Raw genomic sequence first — 17,499 nt, forward strand, 5'->3', positions numbered from 1 at the left:
TCAGGGTTCATGCGAACCGTATTCTTTCAAACCTTGACTTCGTTGCCGTTGTCGCCGTCTGTGGATGCGCATTATAGAGATCCCGAGAAGTTGTTCAAGATCTTTTTTAAGAAAAAAGGATCGTTCGACCGTTTTTTAAACGATCTGTTGTTTAATCGCTCAAGCTTGGTTAGTTCTTCAACAAATTAGCTGCTGCAGCGCTAGTTTTGCTGTGTCCTTTTTAGCTGCAATTGATAGTTGTAGATAAGATCTCCCAGTTCCCGCATAAAAGGTTGCCCTATAGTATCCGTCTCATAAGTATCGTCGTTGAGGATCTGATTTTCGTTGGTATAAATAATAGCGGTCAGAAAAAAGGCGATACCCTCCTTTGTATCTTCTATATAAGCACCATCGATCACATGGCCATACGCTTGGCCGTTCTTGTTGTAATAATTAATATGATCTGGGATCCGCTCTGGCTGACCACCAAATATAAAATACTTAACATAGCTATCTGGATACTCCTGTTCAGGGTATTCTGGATTTTTGCTATGTCTTGGCATCGTCCTCATATATTGCATTAGCAAACTGCGTTGGCTGTCGCTAAAACCAAAGCGTTGCTCTGGTGCAAACAATTCAGGCAATATGATGCGTTTTATAACACCATCAAAATCATTAAGTGACTGCCGGTTCTTCAACGTAAAGTCCATCGGTTCTGCAACTAACTCTCCACCTTTATAGTAAGCAATGCCCAACTTTGGTTGTTGGCTATTGCGGTAGGAGTCTGAGACCTGCCGTTCAGCTAATTGCAAGATGACATTACCATCAGTACTCAAGAATCTTACCGGGTTAAAATAACGGTTATCATCATCGGAATACGGCACGCTAAGCCGGTGGTTGATCACCGTATTACTCAAGCCTTTTTGCAACAACTGTTCATTAATATACTCTTGCCCTAACAGCTCATAAAGCCGATTACTCGCATCGTTATCGCTGACCAGCAAGATTTTCTTAATATAGTGGCTAATGCTTGGTAAACCTGAAAGCGCTGTCGGGTCCCGGTGCGCCGCAGTCTGTGGTGCTCGCGCGATATCCGTTAGCATAATGGTGTCTTCATTTAAAAGTAATGTTTGTTGCTCTGCTAACCACTGCAACGCAAGAGCAGCAAGCGGAAGTTTAACTGTGCTGGCAGGATAAAAATAACGATTCGGATCGACTTGATAATGATAATAATGCAAGCGAGGCTCAGTTGTATCTGGCTCAACCCTGGTATAAAGAATTTGTACCTGGTACTTCTCTGGTTCCGCAAGCACCTTAGCAAGGACAGGGTAGTCTGCTTTTTGCCGGTTTAAGATTAACTCTAACGGCTGACAACTAACCGCCGCCTGCAATAAAGGACAAGGGTCTGCAGCAGCGACTGAAGGACTATAAATAAGAATACTAGAGAGTACTAAAGAGGTTGGTTTGAGAATAGATGACATAAGCTAACTCAATCTGATTGTTTTAGCTATCTTAGACCTAAATGCTGTTAATTTGAAACTTTAGAAATAATGCATTATACAAATAGAAAAGCCGGGCTATGCCCGGCTTTTTAAAGAACTATTGATTATTCAGCTGCAGTTTCTTCAACTGGCAGTGCATCCGTTTCTGGACGATCAACTAATTCGATGTAAGCCATAGGTGCGTTATCACCAGTACGGAAGCCACACTTAAGAATACGAGTGTAACCACCTGGACGCGCGTTGTAACGCGGGCCTAGTACGTTGAACAACAAACCTACCACTTCTTTATCACGAGTACGGGCAAAAGCCAGACGACGGTTTGCAACGCTGTCATTCTTTGCCAATGTGATCAATGGCTCGATCACACGACGTAACTCTTTAGCCTTTGGCAAAGTCGTTTTGATGATTTCGTGCTTCACCAACGAGCTTGCCATGTTGCGGAACATTGCCGTGCGGTGGCTGCTGTTCCGATTTAATTGACGACCACTCTTGCGATGGCGCATGATCTATTCCTTCTCACTAAACCAGGAACTGGTATCTGGTTAGTCTTTATTTACCAAACTAGCTGGCGGCCAGTTTTCCAGGCGCATGCCTAAGGATAAACCGCGTGATGCCAACACGTCTTTGATTTCGGTAAGGGACTTCTTACCCAGGTTAGGCGTTTTCAGAAGCTCAACCTCGGTACGCTGTACCAGATCACCAATGTACTGAATCTGCTCTGCCTTCAAGCAGTTTGCAGAACGAACTGTTAGCTCTAAATCATCGACAGGACGTAATAGAATCGGATCAAACTCCGGTTTCTCTTCACGTTTCTCTGGCTCACTCTTATCACGCAACTCAACGAAGAACTCTAGCTGTTCAGCTAAAATAGTTGCCGCGCGACGAATGGCTTCCTCTGGCTCTACTGTGCCATTGGTTTCCATATCGATAATCAGTTTATCCAAATCAGTACGCTGTTCTACCCGCGCTGCCTCAACAGTATAAGCTATACGCTCAACTGGGCTGAAAGAAGCGTCAAGTAACAGGCGACCGATCGGACGTTCGTCATCATCTGAGGACAAACGAGCTGATGCAGGCACATAACCACGACCGCGTTGAACTTTCAGGCGCATACTGAATTCAGTCTCGCCAGTTAAGTTACAAATCACATGGTCAGGATTAACAATTACCACACCGTCGCCACGCTGGATATCTCCAGCGGTTACAGGGCCGGCACCTTTCTTCGTTAAAGTCAGCGTGACTTCATCTTTGTCTTCCAGGCGAACGGCAAGGCCTTTCAGGTTCAGAAGGATATCAATGATATCTTCCTGCACACCTTCTTTGGCACTGTACTCATGGAGAACGCCGTCGATTTCTACCTCAGTCACTGCACAACCTGGCATAGACGATAACAGAATACGACGTAACGCGTTGCCCAAGGTATGCCCGAAACCGCGCTCAAGTGGTTCCAAAGTAACTTTGGCACGAGTTGGGTTGATCCTTTCGATACCAACTAATCTCGGCTTAAGGAATTCGGTGACAGAACCCTGCATATATCCTCTCTTAACAATTAGCTTTACTTAGAGTAAAGCTCGACGATTAACTGTTCGTTGATGTCAGCAGACAAGTCTGAACGCTCAGGAGTGCGTTTGAAAACGCCTTCCAGTTTCGTGTTGTCTACTTCGATCCAAGTTGGTTTCTCACGTTGTGCAGCAACTTCAAGCGCAGCACCGATACGGGCTTGCTTTTTCGCTTTTTCACGAACAGAGATAACTTGTTCAGGTAATACAGCATGTGATGGAACATTCACAACGCGACCATCTAACATGATTGCTTTGTGGCTTACCAGCTGACGTGCTTCAGCACGTGTACTGGCCAGACCCATGCGATATACTACGTTGTCTAAGCGTGACTCTAACAACGCTAACAGGTTTTCACCTGTATTACCCTTCAAACGCGCAGCTTCTTTGTAATAATTACGGAACTGCTTTTCTAACACGCCGTAAATACGACGTACTTTTTGCTTCTCGCGTAACTGTAAACCGTAGTCTGATAAACGACCGCGACGAGCGCCGTGCTGACCAGGAGCAGTAGTTAAGTTACACTTTGAATCGATTGCTCTTACGCCGCTCTTCAGGAACAGATCTGTACCTTCGCGACGACTTAGTTTGAGCTTAGGACCCAAATATCTTGCCATCTTCTTTCTCCAATAATCCGTGAAGCGCTGTAATTACACGCGACGTTTTTTAGGTGGACGGCAACCGTTATGCGGGATTGGCGTCACGTCGGTGATATTTGTGATTTTGTAACCAGCGGCATTCAGAGCACGAATCGCTGATTCGCGGCCTGGGCCTGGGCCATTCACAAACACTTCAAGGTTTTTCAGACCATATTCCAGTGCAGCAGTTCCTGCACGCTCTGCAGCTACCTGAGCAGCAAACGGGGTAGATTTACGTGAACCACGGAAACCTGAACCGCCAGCAGTTGCCCAGCAAAGTGCATTGCCCTGACGATCAGTGATCGTCACGATGGTGTTGTTAAAAGAAGCATGGATATGAGCCATACCGTCTGAAACTTGCTTTTTTACCCGCTTACGAGTACGAACTGGTGCTTTAGCCATGTTGAATCACCTTATTTCTTAATCGCTTTACGTGGGCCCTTGCGGGTACGCGCATTAGTCTTAGTGCGCTGACCACGAACCGGCAGACTACGACGGTGGCGCAAGCCACGGTAGCAACCCAGGTCCATTAAACGCTTAATGTTTAATGTGATTTCACGACGCAAGTCACCTTCAACGGTGTATTTTGCAACTTCGTCACGTAAAGAGTCTAACTGTGCATCGGTTAAAGATGCAATCTTGGTTGACTCTTCGATGCCCACTGCAGCTAAGATAGCTTTTGAGCGGGTCTTACCGATACCATAAACATAAGTCAGTGAAATCACTGCATGTTTATTATCGGGGATGTTAATGCCAGCGATACGGGCCACTAACGTTCTCCTATCTGAAATTAAAAGGTGCCAATTTGAAAAGCCCGTAAGGATACTCAAATGGCGCTTATAATGCAAACAATAAAGGGGCTAAACTTCAAAGTTCAGCCCGCCTTATCGTTTTCTGCTATTAACCTTGGCGCTGTTTGTGCTTCGGCTCACTGCAAATTACGCGAACTACGTTATTACGTCTGATCACTTTGCAGTTACGGCAGATCTTCTTAACGGAAGCTCGTACTTTCATAACTTAACTCCGCAAATAATCTTAACGGCCTATGCCTTTAAGATTTGCCTTTTTCAGCACAGAATCATACTGATGTGACATCAGATGGGTCTGTACCTGTGCCATGAAATCCATGATAACTACGACGATAATCAATAATGATGTACCACCGAAATAGAACTGCACGTTCCACGCTACCATCATGAACTCAGGAACCAAACAAATAAAGGTTATATACAGGGCACCTGCTAAGGTTAACCGTGTCATCACTTTATCAATGTATTTTGATGTCTGTTCACCAGGACGGATACCAGGGATGAAGGCACCGGACTTCTTCAGATTGTCAGCTGTATCGCGAGGATTAAACACCAACGCAGTATAGAAGAAACAGAAGAAAATAATCGCTGCTGAGTATAACATCATATACAGCGGTTGTCCCGGAGATAATGTTAGCGATAATTCCTGGAGGAAATTCGCTACCATACCTTCGCCTGAACCAAACCAACTGGCAATAGTACCAGGGAACAAAATAATGCTAGACGCAAAAATTGGTGGAATAACACCAGCCATATTAACCTTTAACGGTAAATGGCTGCTCTGCGCGGCAAACACCTGACGGCCTTGCTGACGCTTAGCATAGTTAACCACAATACGACGCTGGCCGCGTTCAAAGAACACCACAAACCAGGTAATCGCAACAACGATCACGCCAATAGCTACTAACAGTAAAAAGTGCAAATCGCCCTGACGTGCCTGCTCAATCGTCTGGCCAATGGCAGACGGGAAGCCAGCAACAATACCGGTAAAAATTAGCAACGAAATACCATTACCAATGCCGCGTTCTGTAATTTGTTCACCTAACCACATTAAAAACATGGTTCCAGTAACCAAACTGATTACCGCGGTAAAGTAAAATGCAAAACCTGGATTAAGTACTAATCCTGGCATCATATTTGGCAGGCCGGTGGCAATACCAATAGATTGTAGTATCGCTAATGCTAACGTACCGTAGCGCGTGTACTGGTTGATCTTACGCTTACCTGCTTCACCTTCTTTCTTAAGTTCAGCCATTGCCGGATGCATTACCGTCAACAACTGCACAATGATAGAGGCAGAGATGTAAGGCATAATACCTAACGCAAATACTGAAGCACGCTCAAGTGCACCACCGCTGAACATGTTAAACATTTCAACGATGGTACCTCTTTGTTGCTCGAATAACTGAGCTAGCACGGTGGCGTCAATTCCAGGAATTGGCACAAATGAGCCTAACCGGAATACGATTATGGCTAAGAGCACAAACAACAGACGGGTTTTCAGCTCGCTGAATCCGCCTTTTGCTGCTCTTGAGTCCGAACCTGGTTTAGCCATCGCGTACTATCCTTATTATTCTTCTACTTTACCGCCGGCGGCTTCGATTGCAGCACGCGCGCCTTTAGTTACGCCTAAACCTTTTACAGTTACCGGACGAGTAATCTCGCCAGAAAGCACAACTTTAGCGAACTTAACAGTACGAGAGATGATGTTAGCTTCCATTAAAGAAGCCAGATCAACCACGTCACCGTTAACAGCAGCCAGTTCGTGTAAACGTACTTCAGCAGAAACCAGAGATTTCTGAGAAGTGAAGCCGAACTTAGGTAAACGTTGTTTCAAAGGCATTTGACCGCCTTCAAAGCCTGGACGAACACCGCCGCCAGAACGTGATTTAAGACCTTTGTGACCACGGCCACCTGTCTTACCTAAGCCCGAACCGATACCACGGCCCAGACGGCGCTTTTCTTTCTTAGCACCTGGTGCTGGAGCAAGAGTATTTAATAACATCTGTTACTCCTCCACTTTAACCATGTAGTAAACGGCGTTGATCATACCGCGAACTGAAGGTGTGTCTTCAACTTCAACAGTGTGACCAATACGACGTAAACCCAAACCCAATAATGAAGCCTTGTGCCGTGGTAAACGACCAATGCTAGACTTCAATTGGGTGACTTTGATTGTTTTCTTCGTCATGGCAAATTACCCCAGAATATCGTCAACGCGTAAACCGCGTTTTGCAGCTACTTGTGCAGGCGACTTCACAGACGCTAATGCATTAATAGTTGCGCGAACTACGTTAATTGGGTTAGTTGAACCGTAACACTTAGACAGAATGTTTTGGATACCAGCTACTTCCAGTACGGCGCGCATTGCACCACCAGCAATTAGACCAGTACCTTCTGCAGCAGGCTGCATATAAACATTAGAACCTGAATGCACACCACGAGTTGGGTGATGCAGGGTGTTACCATTTAATTCAACCTGAGTCATGTTGCGACGTGCTTTTTCCATTGCTTTTTGAATAGCAGCAGGAACTTCACGTGCTTTACCATAACCGAAACCAACGCGACCGTTACCGTCGCCAACCACTGTCAATGCAGTAAAGCTGAAAATACGACCACCTTTTACCACTTTTGACACGCGGTTAACGGCAACAAGCTTCTCTTGTAAATCAGATTGTTGTTTAGCTTCTTCGTTAGCCATGAGCTACTCCTAGAACTGAAGACCGGCTTCACGCGCCGCGTCTGCTAACGCCTGCACGCGACCATGATACTGGAAGCCGCTACGGTCAAAAGCACAAGCAGTAACGCCTTTAGCTACTGCACGTTCGGCGATCGCTTTACCTACAGCTTTCGCTGCATCTACGTTACCAGTGTACTTCAGTGATTCTTTAATTGAAGCTTCTGCAGTAGAAGCTGCAGCAATCACTTCTGCATTTGGCGCAATCAGCTGAGCGTAGATGTGACGTGGAGTACGGTGTACTACCAGGCGATTCGCACCTTGTTCGATAATGTTTCTGCGAGTGCGTTTGGCACGACGCAGACGAGCAAGTTTCTTATCCATCGTCCTACCTTACTTTTTCTTCGCTTCTTTACGACGCACGTTTTCATTCGCATAACGAACACCTTTACCTTTGTAAGGCTCTGGTTTGCGGTATGCACGAATGTTGGCAGATACCTGACCAACTAATTGCTTGTCAGCACCTTTAACCACAACTTCGGTCTGGGTAGGTGTTTCAATAGTAATGCCGTTAGGTACAGCAAATACTACTGGGTGTGAAAAGCCCAGGCTCAGGTTTAATACCTTACCTTCAGCTTTAGCACGGTAACCAACACCCACTAATTCCAGTTTCTGGGTAAAGCCTTCGCTCACGCCAGTAACCATGTTGTTTAACAGTGCACGGGCTGTACCCGCTTGTGCGTCAGCGTTTTCGAAACCTTCGCGTGGAACTGTACGTAGTACATTACCATCAACAACGATCTCAACCGCAGGGTTAACATTTAGTGTCAACTCGCCGTTTTTGCCCTTTAGTGCCACTACCTGACCGTTTTGCGTAACAGATACGCCGGTAGGAAGAGTGACGGGGGCTTTAGCAACACGAGACATAGATTACTACCTCCGTTACGCTACGTAGCCGATGATTTCGCCACCGATACCAACCTTGCGCGCGGCGCGGTCAGTCATTAGTCCTTTAGATGTTGACACAATGGCCACACCTAAACCGCCCATTACCTTAGGTAATTCGCCGCGCTTCTTATAGATGCGCAGACTTGGCCGACTAACACGATCGATAGTTTCAATAACTGATTTGCCTTGGAAATACTTTAAAGTAATTTCCAATTCTGGCTTAACATCACCAGATACAGCGAAATCGCCGATGTAACCTTCGTCTTTTAATACTTTCGCAATTGCAACCTTCAATTTAGAAGATGGCATTTTAACCGCAACTTTGTTAGCCGACTGGCCGTTACGGATGCGAGTAAACATATCCGCTACTGGATCTTGCAAACTCATAGCTCGTTACTCCCGTGATTCTTACCAGCTAGCCTTACGAAGGCCAGGAATTTCACCGCGCATAGCCGCTTCGCGGACCTTGATCCGGCTCATACCGAACTTGCGCAGATAACCATGTGGACGACCTGTCACACGACAACGATTACGCTGACGTGCTGGGCTTGAATCACGCGGTAACGTCTGTAACTTCAGAACTGCTGCCCAACGATCTTCATCAGAAGTTGTTGGATTGGCAATCAGATCTCTCAGTTCATGACGCTTTGCAGCGAATTTGGCTACCAGTTGTGCACGCTTAAATTCGCGAGCTTTCATTGATTGTTTTGCCATGACCCTACACCTTATTTCTTGAACGGGAAGTTAAACGCGGCAAGTAAAGCACGTCCTTCGTCATCGGTACGGGCGGTAGTTGTAATAGTGATATCTAAACCACGTACTGCATCTACTTTATCGTAATCGATTTCTGGGAAAATGATTTGCTCACGTACGCCCATGCTGTAGTTACCACGACCGTCAAAAGATTTCGGGTTTACACCACGGAAATCACGGATACGCGGGATAGCAATAGAAACTAAACGCTCTAAGAAATCCCACATACGCTCACCGCGCAGGGTCACTTTCGCGCCAATAGGGTAGCCTTCACGGATTTTGAAACCAGCTACTGATTTACGAGCCTTAGTTACCAGAGGTTTCTGGCCGGCAATAGCAGTTAAATCTGCTACGGCGTTTTCAAGGATCTTCTTATCAGCTACGGCTTCACCCACACCCATATTGAGCGTGATTTTAACAATCCGAGGGACTTGCATGACGCTGGTGTAGCCAAACTGTTTAAACAGTTCTGGAACTACGGTGTCTTTATAAATTTCATGCAGTTTCGCCATCGTATTACTCCAATAGCAATTAAATTACTTCGTTATTCGATTTGAAGAAACGGACTTTTTTGCCATCTTCAAAACGGAAACCTACACGATCCGCTTTACCCGTTTTAGGGTTAACGATCGCTACGTTTGAAACATGAATCGAGGCTTCTTTCTCGACGATACCGCCAGGCTGGTTGATAGCCGGAACAGGTTTCTGGTGCTTCTTAACCAGATTAACGCCTGAAACATAAACACGAGCATCGGCAACTAAAACTTTAGTTACTTTACCGCGCTTACCTTTGTCCTTACCAGTAAGAACAATGACCTCGTCATCACGACGGATTTTGCTAGCCATGGTGACTCCTTACAGTACTTCTGGTGCCAGAGACACGATCTTCATAAACTTATCGCCACGAAGTTCACGTGTAACAGGCCCGAAAATACGGGTACCGATCGGTTCCAGCTTAGTGTTTAATAACACTGCTGCATTGCGATCAAAACGGATTAATGACCCGTCCTGACGACGTACGCCTTTAGCTGTACGCACCACCACTGCATTCAGAACATCACCTTTTTTAACTTTACCGCGTGGAATTGCTTCCTTGACAGTAACTTTAATGATGTCACCAATTGCAGCATAACGGCGATGCGAACCACCTAAGACCTTAATACACATTACGCTGCGCGCGCCGCTGTTGTCTGCGACTTCCAGCATAGATTGCATCTGGATCATCTTAGTGCTCCGCTATTCTACTATGTAGCCTTCTCAGACTACGCTGCTTACGATAATAAATCCCTCCCTATAGGAAGGGCGCGTGATTATAACAGCACTTATTACAAAGTGGTAGTTTAAAATAAAAACAATTCAGGATTGGTGCAGATCGCTCAACCCCAACTTCGGTTGTTTTTATAAACAAAAACGGCTCCCGAAGGAGCCGTTTTGTTCTACATCTTAAAATTAAGAAGCAGATTCTACGATAGCTACCAGTGTCCAAGATTTAGTCTTAGACAGAGGACGACATTCACGGATAGTGACTACATCGCCTTCTTTACACTGATTAGTTTCGTCATGCACGTGCAGTTTGGTAGTGCGTTTGATGAACTTACCATAAATTGGGTGTTTCACCTGGCGCTCAATCGCAACAGTGATAGATTTATCCATCTTGTTGCTGATTACTTTACCTTGCAGTGTACGGCTATTAAGTTCAGTCATTACGCACCTGCCTTCTCGGTTAAGATGGTCTTAACGCGCGCGATATCACGACGCACCTGCTTCAATAAGTGAGACTGAGCTAACTGACCAGTAGCTGCTTGCATGCGCAGGTTAAACTGCTCACGTAACAGACCTAATAATTCAGCGTTTAACTCTTCAACACTTTTCGCTTTTAATTCGCTGGCTTTCATCACATTACCGTCCGCGTTACAAAGGTTGTCTTAAATGGCAGCTTAGCGGCAGCCAATGCAAAAGCATGACGCGCTAACTCTTCAGACACACCGTCCATTTCGTACAGGACTTTGCCAGGTTTAATCTGACATACCCAGTACTCAACAGAACCTTTACCACTACCCATACGTACTTCCAGCGGCTTAGCAGTGATTGGCTTGTCTGGGAACACACGGATCCAGATTTTACCAACACGTTTAACAGCGCGCGTCATAGCACGACGTGCAGATTCGATTTGACGTGAAGTCATTTGACCACGTTCTACAGATTTCAATGCATAGGTACCGAAGCTAACTTTATCACCAACCAGTGATAAACCGCGGTTACGGCCTTTGTGCACTTTACGAAATTTTGTACGTTTTGGTTGCAACATCGCTCAATACCCCTACTTAGCCTTACGAGCCGGTTTTTTCGGCGCTTTAGGCTGGTTGTTATTGTTGGCGTTGTTGGCGTTATTTTGCAGAGGCAGAGCACCTAAGATCTCGCCTTTGAAAATCCACACTTTCACACCAATGATACCGTAAGTAGTCAGTGCTTCAGAGGTATTGTAGTCGATGTCGGCACGCAGAGTGTGCAATGGCACACGGCCTTCACGGTACCACTCATCACGGGCAATTTCAGCACCGCCTAAACGGCCGCTTACTTGCACCTTGATACCCTTAGCACCAATACGCATGGCGTTTTGTACAGCGCGCTTCATAGCACGACGGAACATTACGCGACGCTCTAACTGGCTGCTGATTGAATCGGCAACTAATTTCGCATCTAGCTCTGGCTTACGGATCTCAGAGATATTGATCTGAGCAGGTACGCCAGCGATGGCAGCAACTTGCTTACGGATCTTCTCAACGTCTTCACCTTTTTTACCGATAATCACGCCTGGACGCGCAGTGTGAATAGTCACACGGATGCTTTTCGCAGGACGTTCAATATCGATCCGGCTTACTGAGGCAGCTTTCAGTTCTTTTGTCAGGTACTGACGAACTTTATAGTCACCGTTCAGAAAATCCGGGAAATCTTTTGTATTCGCGAACCAGGTTGAGCTCCATGGCTTAGTGATACCTAGGCGAATACCATTAGGATGTACTTTCTGTCCCATTTCTCACTCCTAGTTATCAGCTACAACCACAGTAATGTGGCTAGTACGCTTGACGATACGATCAGCACGACCTTTAGCACGTGGCTTGATGCGCTTCATAGACGGACCTTCATCAACAAAGATCGTCTTAACTTTCAGCGTATCAATATCCGCGCCTTCATTGTGCTCAGCGTTGGCAATGGCTGATAAAAGAACCTTTTTGACTAACTCAGCAGCCTTTTTCGGGCTATAAGTTAGTACATTCAGCGCCTTATCTACTGGCAAACCACGAACCTGATCAGCAACCAGGCGAGTTTTTTGTGCAGAAGAACGGGCAAATTTGTGTTTCGCTAATGCTTGCATTATTTACCCCTTAACGCTTCTTGGCCTTTTTGTCGGCGGCATGACCACGATAGGTACGAGTAGGTGCAAATTCACCTAACTTGTGACCGATCATCTCTTCTGAGACAAACACAGGTACATGTTGACGACCATTATGGACAGCGATGGTCAAACCGATCATATCAGGTATGATCATTGAACGACGGCTCCAAGTCTTAATAGGCTTCTTGTCACCGCTTTCCAACGCTTTCTCTACCTTCTTCAGCAAGTGAAGGTCAATAAAGGGACCTTTCTTGAGAGAACGTGGCATGGCAATTCCTCACAAATTATTTATCACGACGACGTACGATAAGTTTATCAGTACGCTTGTTTGAACGAGTCTTGTAACCTTTAGTTGGTACGCCCCATGGTGTAACTGGGTGACGACCACCTGAAGTTTTACCTTCACCACCACCGTGTGGGTGGTCTACCGGGTTCATTACTACACCACGTACGGTTGGGCGAATGCCGCGCCAGCGCATAGCACCAGCTTTACCGTATTGACGTAACATGTGCTCGGCATTACCAATCTCACCGATAGTCGCGCGACAATCTGCTAATACTTTACGTACTTCGCCGCTGCGCAGACGCAGAGTAACATACTCACCATCACGAGCCAGGATCTGTACAAAAGCACCTGCTGAACGCGCCAGCTGGCCACCTTTACCTGGTTTCATTTCGATGTTATGTACTACCTGACCTACTGGGATGTTACGCAGTGGTAAAGTGTTACCTGGCTTGATTGGAGAATCAACACCAGAGATAACCGCATCACCCGCTTTCAAACCTTTAGGGGCCAGGATGTAACGACGCTCACCGTCTGCATACAATACTAATGCAATGTTTGCGGTACGGTTTGGATCGTACTCTAAACGCTCTACTTTACCCGGAATACCGTCTTTAGTGCGTTTGAAGTCAACTAAACGGTAGTGTTGCTTGTGACCACCACCGATATGACGGGTAGTGATACGACCGTTGTTATTACGACCACCAGTTTTAACGTTCTTCTCTAACAAAGGTGCGTAAGGCTTGCCTTTGTACAGGTCAGGGTTAACCACTTTTAATACGTGGCGACGACCTGGTGACGTAGGTTTACACTTAACAAGTGCCATTTCCTAACTCCTCTTCTTACTCAGCGCCGCCAACAAAATCGATTTCGCTGCCTTCTTTAAGAGTCACGTAAGCTTTTTTCCAATCGCTACGCTTGCCCATACGCGCACCAGTGCGCTTGGTCTTACCCTTAACGTTAACAGTACGAACACCAACTACTTCTGTTTCAAACAGTTTTTCTACAGCAGCTTTAATGTCAGCTTTAGTAGAAGTAGTAGACACTTTGAAAACGATAGTGTTGTGTTTTTCTGCCGCAGTAGTGCTCTTTTCAGAAACATGCGGAGCCAGAATCACTTTCAGTAAACGTTCTTCACGGATCATGCTAACAGCTCCTCAAGTTGTTTAACTGCAGCAGCAGTCATTAACACTTTGTCGAATGCGATTAAGCTTACCGGGTCGATACCGTGAACGTCACGCACGTCTACCTTGTACAGGTTACGTGCAGATAAGAACAGATTCTCATCAACTTCGTTGGTAACGATCAGAACGTCTTTTAAATCCATCGCTTTCAGTTTTGCAGTTAAGTCTTTCGTTTTTGGTGAATCAACGCCAAAACTCTCAACAACAATTAAGCGCTCCTGACGAACTAATTCAGACAGAATGCTTTGGATCGCACCGCGATACATTTTACGGTTAACTTTTTGGCTGTGATCTTGCGGCTTAGCAGCAAAAGTCACACCACCGCTGCGCCAGATTGGGCTGCGGATTGTACCAGCGCGCGCGCGGCCAGTACCTTTTTGACGCCATGGCTTCTTGCCGCCACCACGTACTTCTGAACGTGTCAGTTGTGCACGAGTACCCTGACGGGCACCAGCTGCAAAAGCAACCACTACCTGATGTACCAGAGCTTCGTTAAACTCACGTCCAAAGGTAGCTTCGGAAACTTCAAGAACGCCTTGAGCGTCTCGTAATGCTAATTCCATCACTTATCTCCTAGACGTTAGCTTTTAACAGCTGGTTTAACAATAACGTCACCACCGATAGCACCAGGCACTGCGCCTTTTACTAACAGGATGTTACGCTCTGCATCAACACGAACCACTTCCAGTGACTGCACGGTTACGCGCTCGTTACCTAAGTGACCAGCCATTTTCTTACCTTTGAATACTTTACCTGGTGATTGGTTTTGACCAATTGAACCTGGTGCACGGTGTGACAAAGAGTTACCGTGAGTAGCATCCTGAGTACGGAAATTCCAGCGCTTAACAGCACCAGCAAAACCTTTACCCTTTGATGTACCAGCTACATCAACTTTTTTCGTTTCTGCGAAAATTTCCACAGTAATCGCGCTACCAACAGTGATGTCAGCGCCTTCGTTATCCTGTAGGCGGAATTCCCACAGACCACGACCCGCTTCAACACCCACTTTAGCAAACAAACCAGCGTCTGGCTTGTTCAGGCGGCTTGCCTTAACAGTACCAGTGGTTACTTGCAGCGCGTTATAGCCATCAACGTCTTGCGTTTTAACAGCAGTAACGCGGTTTGGTGTTGCTTCGATTACGGTTACTGGGATAGATACGCCATCTTCTGTGAAGATGCGAGTCATGCCCACTTTACGACCGATTAGACCGATAGCCATTTCCTAAACCTCTCTAAAAACCTGTCTGATTAGCCCAGGCTGATTTGAACGTCAACGCCAGCAGGCAGATCTAAACGCATCAGCGCATCAACTGTTTTTTCAGTTGGTTCCACGATGTCGATTAAACGCTTGTGGGTACGGATTTCGTACTGGTCACGCGCATCTTTATTGACGTGAGGAGAAATCAGAACAGTGAAACGTTCCTGACGTGTAGGTAGTGGAATTGGACCACGAACCTGGGCGCCGGTACGCTTAGCTGTGTCAACGATTTCCATAGTTGACTGATCGATCAAACGGTGATCGAACGCTTTCAGACGGATGCGTATCCTTTGATTACTCATGTATCAAAGCCTCAAAGAGCAAAAAGAGCAAAAATAAACATAAGCAAAAACCCATAGCGGGTATGCCTATGCACCAAGTTACCAGTTGCTCCCCAATCGGGAGCTTGTTGTACAAGCTGCCTAAGTTCACTAAAGCTGTAACATGCTAAAAGCGCGTTACAAAAGGGTGGACATTAGTTTTGCAGCTTGTCTCAGCCAGATGTTTATCGACTGGCCGCGTATTATATACAGACCAGTCGATAATGCAAGTGTTGTTTACTATTTATTCAGCCGCGTCGCTTGTAACAGCTTATTGCAATAACTGAACATTAAAATTGCACATCTTCCAGCGCGAATAGCGCGGCGCCATCTCCTGCTATCGTTGCTAATAACCCTTCTACCCGCGGCAGTACTTTGTGACAATACCAATGCGCACATTGTTGTTTGGCATTAATAAAGTCTGCGCTATGTTTATTGCTATCTAACGCTTTTACGTTTCGGTACCACATATAGCCATACAACACGTAAGCCACTGCATCCAGGTAATCACAAGCATTCTGACTCATGACCTTTAAATCTGTCTGCAGTACTATATCGGTATGCTGAATCAATCCGCTAATGGCTCGCTGCAACGCAACACTGGTATTGTTTGGTGCAGACGTAATCTCAATACTTATGTCGCTAAGCAAAGCCTTTAGCACAGCACCGTGATCAACAGCGACTTTACGTAACATAAAATCAGCGGCCTGAATACCATTGGTTCCCTCATAGATTTGAGCGATTCGTACATCGCGGACTAACTGCTCCATCCCCCACTCTTTGATATAGCCATGACCGCCAAATACTTGCTGTGCTGCGACACAAGCTTCCAAACCACGGTCAGTCATAAAAGCTTTAGTAATAGGCGTGAGTAAATTAGCTCTTTGTGCCGACAATTGGCAGTTATCGTATTTGGCTTTATCGAGTAACGATGCTACCCAGGTTGCGAAAGTACGGCCGGCTTCGTTTAATGCTTTGATGTTTAGTAGCATACGCCGTACATCAGCATGCCCAATAATCGCATCGGCTTTGTTCGGATCTTTTGTTGTTGTACGTCCCTGCAAACGGTCTTTTGCATAGCTTAGCGCATTTTGGTATGCGCGCTCTGCAGCTCCCAGCCCCTGGCTGCCCATGGACAGACGTTCATAGTTCATCATGGTAAACATACAGGCGAGACCACGATGCGGTTCCCCGATTAAGTAGCCAGTAGCATTATCAAAATTCAGCACGCAGGTCGCAGAGCCATTAATCCCCATCTTATGCTCAATAGAGCCAACGGTAACACCATTGCGCGTTACCGGTTCACCCTGCTCATTAAGCAAGAACTTCGGTACCAAAAATAGTGATATCCCTTTACTACCTGCTGGTGCGTCAGGCAATTTAGCCAGCACTAGGTGAACAATATTCGACGTCAGATCATGTTCACCCGCAGTGATAAATATCTTACTGCCAGAAATTTGATAGCTGTCGTCTGTTGCAGGCCTCGCGCTGGTGCGCATAATACCGAGATCAGAGCCGGCGTGTGCTTCTGTCAGGCACATAGTGCCGGACCATTCACCGCTATAGAGTTTGGGCAAATACTGGTTTTTCGTTATTTCATCAGCGTGCTGCAATAGCGCGACACAGGCACCAGCCGTGAGCCCAGGATAAAGCGAAAAGGCGATATCTGCGCTACAAAGCATTTCATCAACCATCATGGATAGGGCTTTTGGCATACCCATACCACCATAATCAGGATCGCCACTAAGCCCTGTCCAACCGCCTTCGCTCAGACTGGCGTAAGCGGTATAATAGTGCTCTGGCAACGTGACCTTGCCATCTTTTAATTGCGCCCCTACTGCATCGGCAATGTGGCTAAAAGGGGCAAGCTGCTGCTCACATATCTTCGCAGCCTCATCCAGAATAGCCTTCGCGGTATCAGCTTCAATCACGTCTTGCAATTCTGACTGTTGTTGCCAGTACTGGTCCAGCTGCCAAACGTCGAATAAATTAAAGTTGATGTCATTTAACGGTGCTTGATACTGACTCATAAGGTAACCTCAAACTGGACGGATGAGTTTAACTATGGCATAAGCTCCTTTTTCAAACAAGTGTTTGAAAAATATTTCAGGTATAAAAAAAGGCCCCGAACCGGAGCCTTCTTTTTACATCAACACCTAATCAATGATTAAGCGATGATTTTTGATACTACA

General features: G+C 46.1%; 30 protein-coding genes. All 30 read right to left on the reverse strand.

The features are described 5' to 3' along the window. Positions 1-200: 200 nt before the first annotated feature. The 30 genes from IE163_RS17340 to IE163_RS17485 all read right to left on the reverse strand — a co-directional run bounded on the left by IE163_RS17340 (position 201) and on the right by IE163_RS17485 (position 17,337). A complete protein-coding gene (locus tag IE163_RS17340; RefSeq protein ID WP_189434336.1) occupies positions 201-1,460 on the reverse strand; it encodes a serine hydrolase in 1,260 nt (419 codons plus the stop codon). A gap of 125 nt (positions 1,461-1,585) precedes the next feature. Continuing rightward, the gene (gene rplQ, locus IE163_RS17345) at positions 1,586-1,984 is read right to left on the reverse strand and encodes a 50S ribosomal protein L17 (protein WP_189434338.1); all 399 of its coding nucleotides are present in this window, start codon (positions 1,982-1,984) and stop codon (positions 1,586-1,588) included. A 39-nt stretch (positions 1,985-2,023) separates the two neighbouring features. Beyond that, complete coding sequence (locus tag IE163_RS17350; RefSeq protein ID WP_189434340.1) at positions 2,024-3,013, reverse strand: DNA-directed RNA polymerase subunit alpha; 990 nt, start codon at positions 3,011-3,013, stop codon at positions 2,024-2,026. Between the two features lie 23 nt (positions 3,014-3,036). Further along, positions 3,037-3,657, reverse strand: coding sequence for a 30S ribosomal protein S4 (gene rpsD / locus IE163_RS17355; RefSeq protein ID WP_189434350.1), 621 nt, complete (start codon positions 3,655-3,657; stop codon positions 3,037-3,039). Positions 3,658-3,690: 33 nt separating this feature from the next. Continuing rightward, positions 3,691-4,080, reverse strand: coding sequence for a 30S ribosomal protein S11 (rpsK, locus tag IE163_RS17360; protein WP_040552629.1), 390 nt, complete (start codon positions 4,078-4,080; stop codon positions 3,691-3,693). 11 nt (positions 4,081-4,091) lie between these two features. Continuing rightward, on the reverse strand, positions 4,092-4,448 hold the full coding sequence (gene rpsM / locus IE163_RS17365; protein ID WP_189434352.1) for a 30S ribosomal protein S13: 357 nt from the start codon (positions 4,446-4,448) through the stop codon (positions 4,092-4,094). Between the two features lie 130 nt (positions 4,449-4,578). Next, entirely contained in the window at positions 4,579-4,692 is a 114-nt protein-coding gene (gene rpmJ / locus IE163_RS17370; RefSeq protein ID WP_082694854.1) for a 50S ribosomal protein L36, read from the reverse strand. Positions 4,693-4,713: 21 nt separating this feature from the next. Beyond that, on the reverse strand, positions 4,714-6,042 hold the full coding sequence (secY, locus tag IE163_RS17375) for a preprotein translocase subunit SecY (RefSeq protein ID WP_189434354.1): 1,329 nt from the start codon (positions 6,040-6,042) through the stop codon (positions 4,714-4,716). 15 nt (positions 6,043-6,057) lie between these two features. Further along, positions 6,058-6,492, reverse strand: coding sequence for a 50S ribosomal protein L15 (gene rplO, locus IE163_RS17380; RefSeq protein ID WP_189434356.1), 435 nt, complete (start codon positions 6,490-6,492; stop codon positions 6,058-6,060). 3 nt (positions 6,493-6,495) lie between these two features. Then, complete coding sequence (rpmD, locus tag IE163_RS17385) at positions 6,496-6,678, reverse strand: 50S ribosomal protein L30 (protein WP_189434358.1); 183 nt, start codon at positions 6,676-6,678, stop codon at positions 6,496-6,498. A 6-nt stretch (positions 6,679-6,684) separates the two neighbouring features. Further along, on the reverse strand, positions 6,685-7,188 hold the full coding sequence (rpsE, locus tag IE163_RS17390) for a 30S ribosomal protein S5 (RefSeq protein ID WP_189434360.1): 504 nt from the start codon (positions 7,186-7,188) through the stop codon (positions 6,685-6,687). 9 nt (positions 7,189-7,197) lie between these two features. Beyond that, entirely contained in the window at positions 7,198-7,548 is a 351-nt protein-coding gene (gene rplR, locus IE163_RS17395) for a 50S ribosomal protein L18 (protein WP_189434363.1), read from the reverse strand. Positions 7,549-7,557: 9 nt separating this feature from the next. Beyond that, complete coding sequence (gene rplF, locus IE163_RS17400; RefSeq protein WP_189434365.1) at positions 7,558-8,091, reverse strand: 50S ribosomal protein L6; 534 nt, start codon at positions 8,089-8,091, stop codon at positions 7,558-7,560. A 15-nt stretch (positions 8,092-8,106) separates the two neighbouring features. Beyond that, a complete protein-coding gene (rpsH, locus tag IE163_RS17405) occupies positions 8,107-8,499 on the reverse strand; it encodes a 30S ribosomal protein S8 (protein WP_189434367.1) in 393 nt (130 codons plus the stop codon). Between the two features lie 21 nt (positions 8,500-8,520). Continuing rightward, positions 8,521-8,826 (reverse strand): 30S ribosomal protein S14, encoded by a 306-nt coding sequence (gene rpsN / locus IE163_RS17410; RefSeq protein ID WP_189434379.1) that lies wholly within the window; start codon positions 8,824-8,826, stop codon positions 8,521-8,523. 11 nt (positions 8,827-8,837) lie between these two features. After that, positions 8,838-9,377, reverse strand: a complete 540-nt coding sequence (rplE, locus tag IE163_RS17415) for a 50S ribosomal protein L5 (protein WP_189434382.1) — start codon at positions 9,375-9,377, stop codon at positions 8,838-8,840. Positions 9,378-9,396: 19 nt separating this feature from the next. Continuing rightward, positions 9,397-9,711 carry a 50S ribosomal protein L24 gene (rplX, locus tag IE163_RS17420; RefSeq protein WP_189434384.1) on the reverse strand — a complete coding sequence of 105 codons (315 nt, stop codon included), beginning with the start codon at positions 9,709-9,711 and terminating at the stop codon, positions 9,397-9,399. Between the two features lie 9 nt (positions 9,712-9,720). Next, on the reverse strand, positions 9,721-10,089 hold the full coding sequence (gene rplN, locus IE163_RS17425) for a 50S ribosomal protein L14 (protein ID WP_189434388.1): 369 nt from the start codon (positions 10,087-10,089) through the stop codon (positions 9,721-9,723). Between the two features lie 225 nt (positions 10,090-10,314). Next, a complete protein-coding gene (gene rpsQ / locus IE163_RS17430; protein ID WP_189434391.1) occupies positions 10,315-10,569 on the reverse strand; it encodes a 30S ribosomal protein S17 in 255 nt (84 codons plus the stop codon). Then, positions 10,569-10,760, reverse strand: coding sequence for a 50S ribosomal protein L29 (gene rpmC / locus IE163_RS17435; protein ID WP_189434394.1), 192 nt, complete (start codon positions 10,758-10,760; stop codon positions 10,569-10,571). Before rpmC ends, rpsQ begins: the two co-directional genes overlap by 1 nt. Further along, entirely contained in the window at positions 10,760-11,173 is a 414-nt protein-coding gene (rplP, locus tag IE163_RS17440) for a 50S ribosomal protein L16 (RefSeq protein ID WP_173502776.1), read from the reverse strand. The genes rpmC and rplP overlap by 1 nt, the downstream gene beginning before the upstream one ends. Positions 11,174-11,185: 12 nt before the next feature. After that, a complete protein-coding gene (gene rpsC / locus IE163_RS17445) occupies positions 11,186-11,899 on the reverse strand; it encodes a 30S ribosomal protein S3 (protein WP_189434397.1) in 714 nt (237 codons plus the stop codon). A gap of 9 nt (positions 11,900-11,908) precedes the next feature. Beyond that, positions 11,909-12,241: a 50S ribosomal protein L22 gene (rplV, locus tag IE163_RS17450; RefSeq protein ID WP_008224490.1), complete on the reverse strand. Its 333-nt coding sequence runs from the start codon at positions 12,239-12,241 to the stop codon at positions 11,909-11,911. A gap of 10 nt (positions 12,242-12,251) precedes the next feature. Beyond that, positions 12,252-12,530 (reverse strand): 30S ribosomal protein S19, encoded by a 279-nt coding sequence (gene rpsS / locus IE163_RS17455; protein WP_008950795.1) that lies wholly within the window; start codon positions 12,528-12,530, stop codon positions 12,252-12,254. A gap of 16 nt (positions 12,531-12,546) precedes the next feature. Continuing rightward, positions 12,547-13,371, reverse strand: a complete 825-nt coding sequence (gene rplB / locus IE163_RS17460; protein ID WP_189434400.1) for a 50S ribosomal protein L2 — start codon at positions 13,369-13,371, stop codon at positions 12,547-12,549. Positions 13,372-13,387: 16 nt separating this feature from the next. Next, positions 13,388-13,690: a 50S ribosomal protein L23 gene (rplW, locus tag IE163_RS17465; RefSeq protein ID WP_189434403.1), complete on the reverse strand. Its 303-nt coding sequence runs from the start codon at positions 13,688-13,690 to the stop codon at positions 13,388-13,390. Further along, positions 13,687-14,292: a 50S ribosomal protein L4 gene (rplD, locus tag IE163_RS17470; RefSeq protein WP_189434405.1), complete on the reverse strand. Its 606-nt coding sequence runs from the start codon at positions 14,290-14,292 to the stop codon at positions 13,687-13,689. Before rplD ends, rplW begins: the two co-directional genes overlap by 4 nt. A gap of 17 nt (positions 14,293-14,309) precedes the next feature. Next, the gene (gene rplC / locus IE163_RS17475; RefSeq protein WP_189434408.1) at positions 14,310-14,948 is read right to left on the reverse strand and encodes a 50S ribosomal protein L3; all 639 of its coding nucleotides are present in this window, start codon (positions 14,946-14,948) and stop codon (positions 14,310-14,312) included. A gap of 29 nt (positions 14,949-14,977) precedes the next feature. Then, positions 14,978-15,289, reverse strand: coding sequence for a 30S ribosomal protein S10 (rpsJ, locus tag IE163_RS17480; protein WP_008899121.1), 312 nt, complete (start codon positions 15,287-15,289; stop codon positions 14,978-14,980). A 308-nt stretch (positions 15,290-15,597) separates the two neighbouring features. Then, a complete protein-coding gene (locus IE163_RS17485; RefSeq protein ID WP_189434410.1) occupies positions 15,598-17,337 on the reverse strand; it encodes an acyl-CoA dehydrogenase family protein in 1,740 nt (579 codons plus the stop codon). Positions 17,338-17,499: the final 162 nt, after the last annotated feature.

It is taken from the genome of Alishewanella longhuensis (assembly GCF_014653435.1).
Lineage (GTDB): Bacteria > Pseudomonadota > Gammaproteobacteria > Enterobacterales > Alteromonadaceae > Alishewanella > Alishewanella longhuensis.

What these genes read in the sequence shown, in the direction of transcription:
- IE163_RS17340 (WP_189434336.1), bottom strand. Translation starts at nt 1,460, where the DNA reads ATGTCATCTATTCTCAAACCAACCTCTTTAGTACTCTCTAGTATTCTT.
- IE163_RS17485 (WP_189434410.1), bottom strand. Translation starts at nt 17,337, where the DNA reads ATGAGTCAGTATCAAGCACCGTTAAATGACATCAACTTTAATTTATTC.
- rplR (WP_189434363.1), bottom strand. Translation starts at nt 7,548, where the DNA reads ATGGATAAGAAACTTGCTCGTCTGCGTCGTGCCAAACGCACTCGCAGA.
- rplE (WP_189434382.1), bottom strand. Translation starts at nt 9,377, where the DNA reads ATGGCGAAACTGCATGAAATTTATAAAGACACCGTAGTTCCAGAACTG.
- rpmD (WP_189434358.1), bottom strand. Translation starts at nt 6,678, where the DNA reads ATGACGAAGAAAACAATCAAAGTCACCCAATTGAAGTCTAGCATTGGT.
- rpmJ (WP_082694854.1), bottom strand. Translation starts at nt 4,692, where the DNA reads ATGAAAGTACGAGCTTCCGTTAAGAAGATCTGCCGTAACTGCAAAGTG.
- rplP (WP_173502776.1), bottom strand. Translation starts at nt 11,173, where the DNA reads ATGTTGCAACCAAAACGTACAAAATTTCGTAAAGTGCACAAAGGCCGT.
- rpsS (WP_008950795.1), bottom strand. Translation starts at nt 12,530, where the DNA reads ATGCCACGTTCTCTCAAGAAAGGTCCCTTTATTGACCTTCACTTGCTG.
- IE163_RS17350 (WP_189434340.1), bottom strand. Translation starts at nt 3,013, where the DNA reads ATGCAGGGTTCTGTCACCGAATTCCTTAAGCCGAGATTAGTTGGTATC.
- rpsD (WP_189434350.1), bottom strand. Translation starts at nt 3,657, where the DNA reads ATGGCAAGATATTTGGGTCCTAAGCTCAAACTAAGTCGTCGCGAAGGT.
- rplW (WP_189434403.1), bottom strand. Translation starts at nt 13,690, where the DNA reads ATGATCCGTGAAGAACGTTTACTGAAAGTGATTCTGGCTCCGCATGTT.
- rplB (WP_189434400.1), bottom strand. Translation starts at nt 13,371, where the DNA reads ATGGCACTTGTTAAGTGTAAACCTACGTCACCAGGTCGTCGCCACGTA.
- rpsN (WP_189434379.1), bottom strand. Translation starts at nt 8,826, where the DNA reads ATGGCAAAACAATCAATGAAAGCTCGCGAATTTAAGCGTGCACAACTG.
- rpsQ (WP_189434391.1), bottom strand. Translation starts at nt 10,569, where the DNA reads ATGACTGAACTTAATAGCCGTACACTGCAAGGTAAAGTAATCAGCAAC.
- rpsK (WP_040552629.1), bottom strand. Translation starts at nt 4,080, where the DNA reads ATGGCTAAAGCACCAGTTCGTACTCGTAAGCGGGTAAAAAAGCAAGTT.
- rplD (WP_189434405.1), bottom strand. Translation starts at nt 14,292, where the DNA reads ATGGAATTAGCATTACGAGACGCTCAAGGCGTTCTTGAAGTTTCCGAA.
- rpmC (WP_189434394.1), bottom strand. Translation starts at nt 10,760, where the DNA reads ATGAAAGCCAGCGAATTAAAAGCGAAAAGTGTTGAAGAGTTAAACGCT.
- rplC (WP_189434408.1), bottom strand. Translation starts at nt 14,948, where the DNA reads ATGGCTATCGGTCTAATCGGTCGTAAAGTGGGCATGACTCGCATCTTC.
- rplV (WP_008224490.1), bottom strand. Translation starts at nt 12,241, where the DNA reads ATGCAAGCATTAGCGAAACACAAATTTGCCCGTTCTTCTGCACAAAAA.
- rplO (WP_189434356.1), bottom strand. Translation starts at nt 6,492, where the DNA reads ATGTTATTAAATACTCTTGCTCCAGCACCAGGTGCTAAGAAAGAAAAG.
- secY (WP_189434354.1), bottom strand. Translation starts at nt 6,042, where the DNA reads ATGGCTAAACCAGGTTCGGACTCAAGAGCAGCAAAAGGCGGATTCAGC.
- rpsE (WP_189434360.1), bottom strand. Translation starts at nt 7,188, where the DNA reads ATGGCTAACGAAGAAGCTAAACAACAATCTGATTTACAAGAGAAGCTT.
- rpsH (WP_189434367.1), bottom strand. Translation starts at nt 8,499, where the DNA reads ATGAGTTTGCAAGATCCAGTAGCGGATATGTTTACTCGCATCCGTAAC.
- rplX (WP_189434384.1), bottom strand. Translation starts at nt 9,711, where the DNA reads ATGGCTAGCAAAATCCGTCGTGATGACGAGGTCATTGTTCTTACTGGT.
- rplQ (WP_189434338.1), bottom strand. Translation starts at nt 1,984, where the DNA reads ATGCGCCATCGCAAGAGTGGTCGTCAATTAAATCGGAACAGCAGCCAC.
- rplF (WP_189434365.1), bottom strand. Translation starts at nt 8,091, where the DNA reads ATGTCTCGTGTTGCTAAAGCCCCCGTCACTCTTCCTACCGGCGTATCT.
- rplN (WP_189434388.1), bottom strand. Translation starts at nt 10,089, where the DNA reads ATGATCCAGATGCAATCTATGCTGGAAGTCGCAGACAACAGCGGCGCG.
- rpsC (WP_189434397.1), bottom strand. Translation starts at nt 11,899, where the DNA reads ATGGGACAGAAAGTACATCCTAATGGTATTCGCCTAGGTATCACTAAG.
- rpsJ (WP_008899121.1), bottom strand. Translation starts at nt 15,289, where the DNA reads ATGAGTAATCAAAGGATACGCATCCGTCTGAAAGCGTTCGATCACCGT.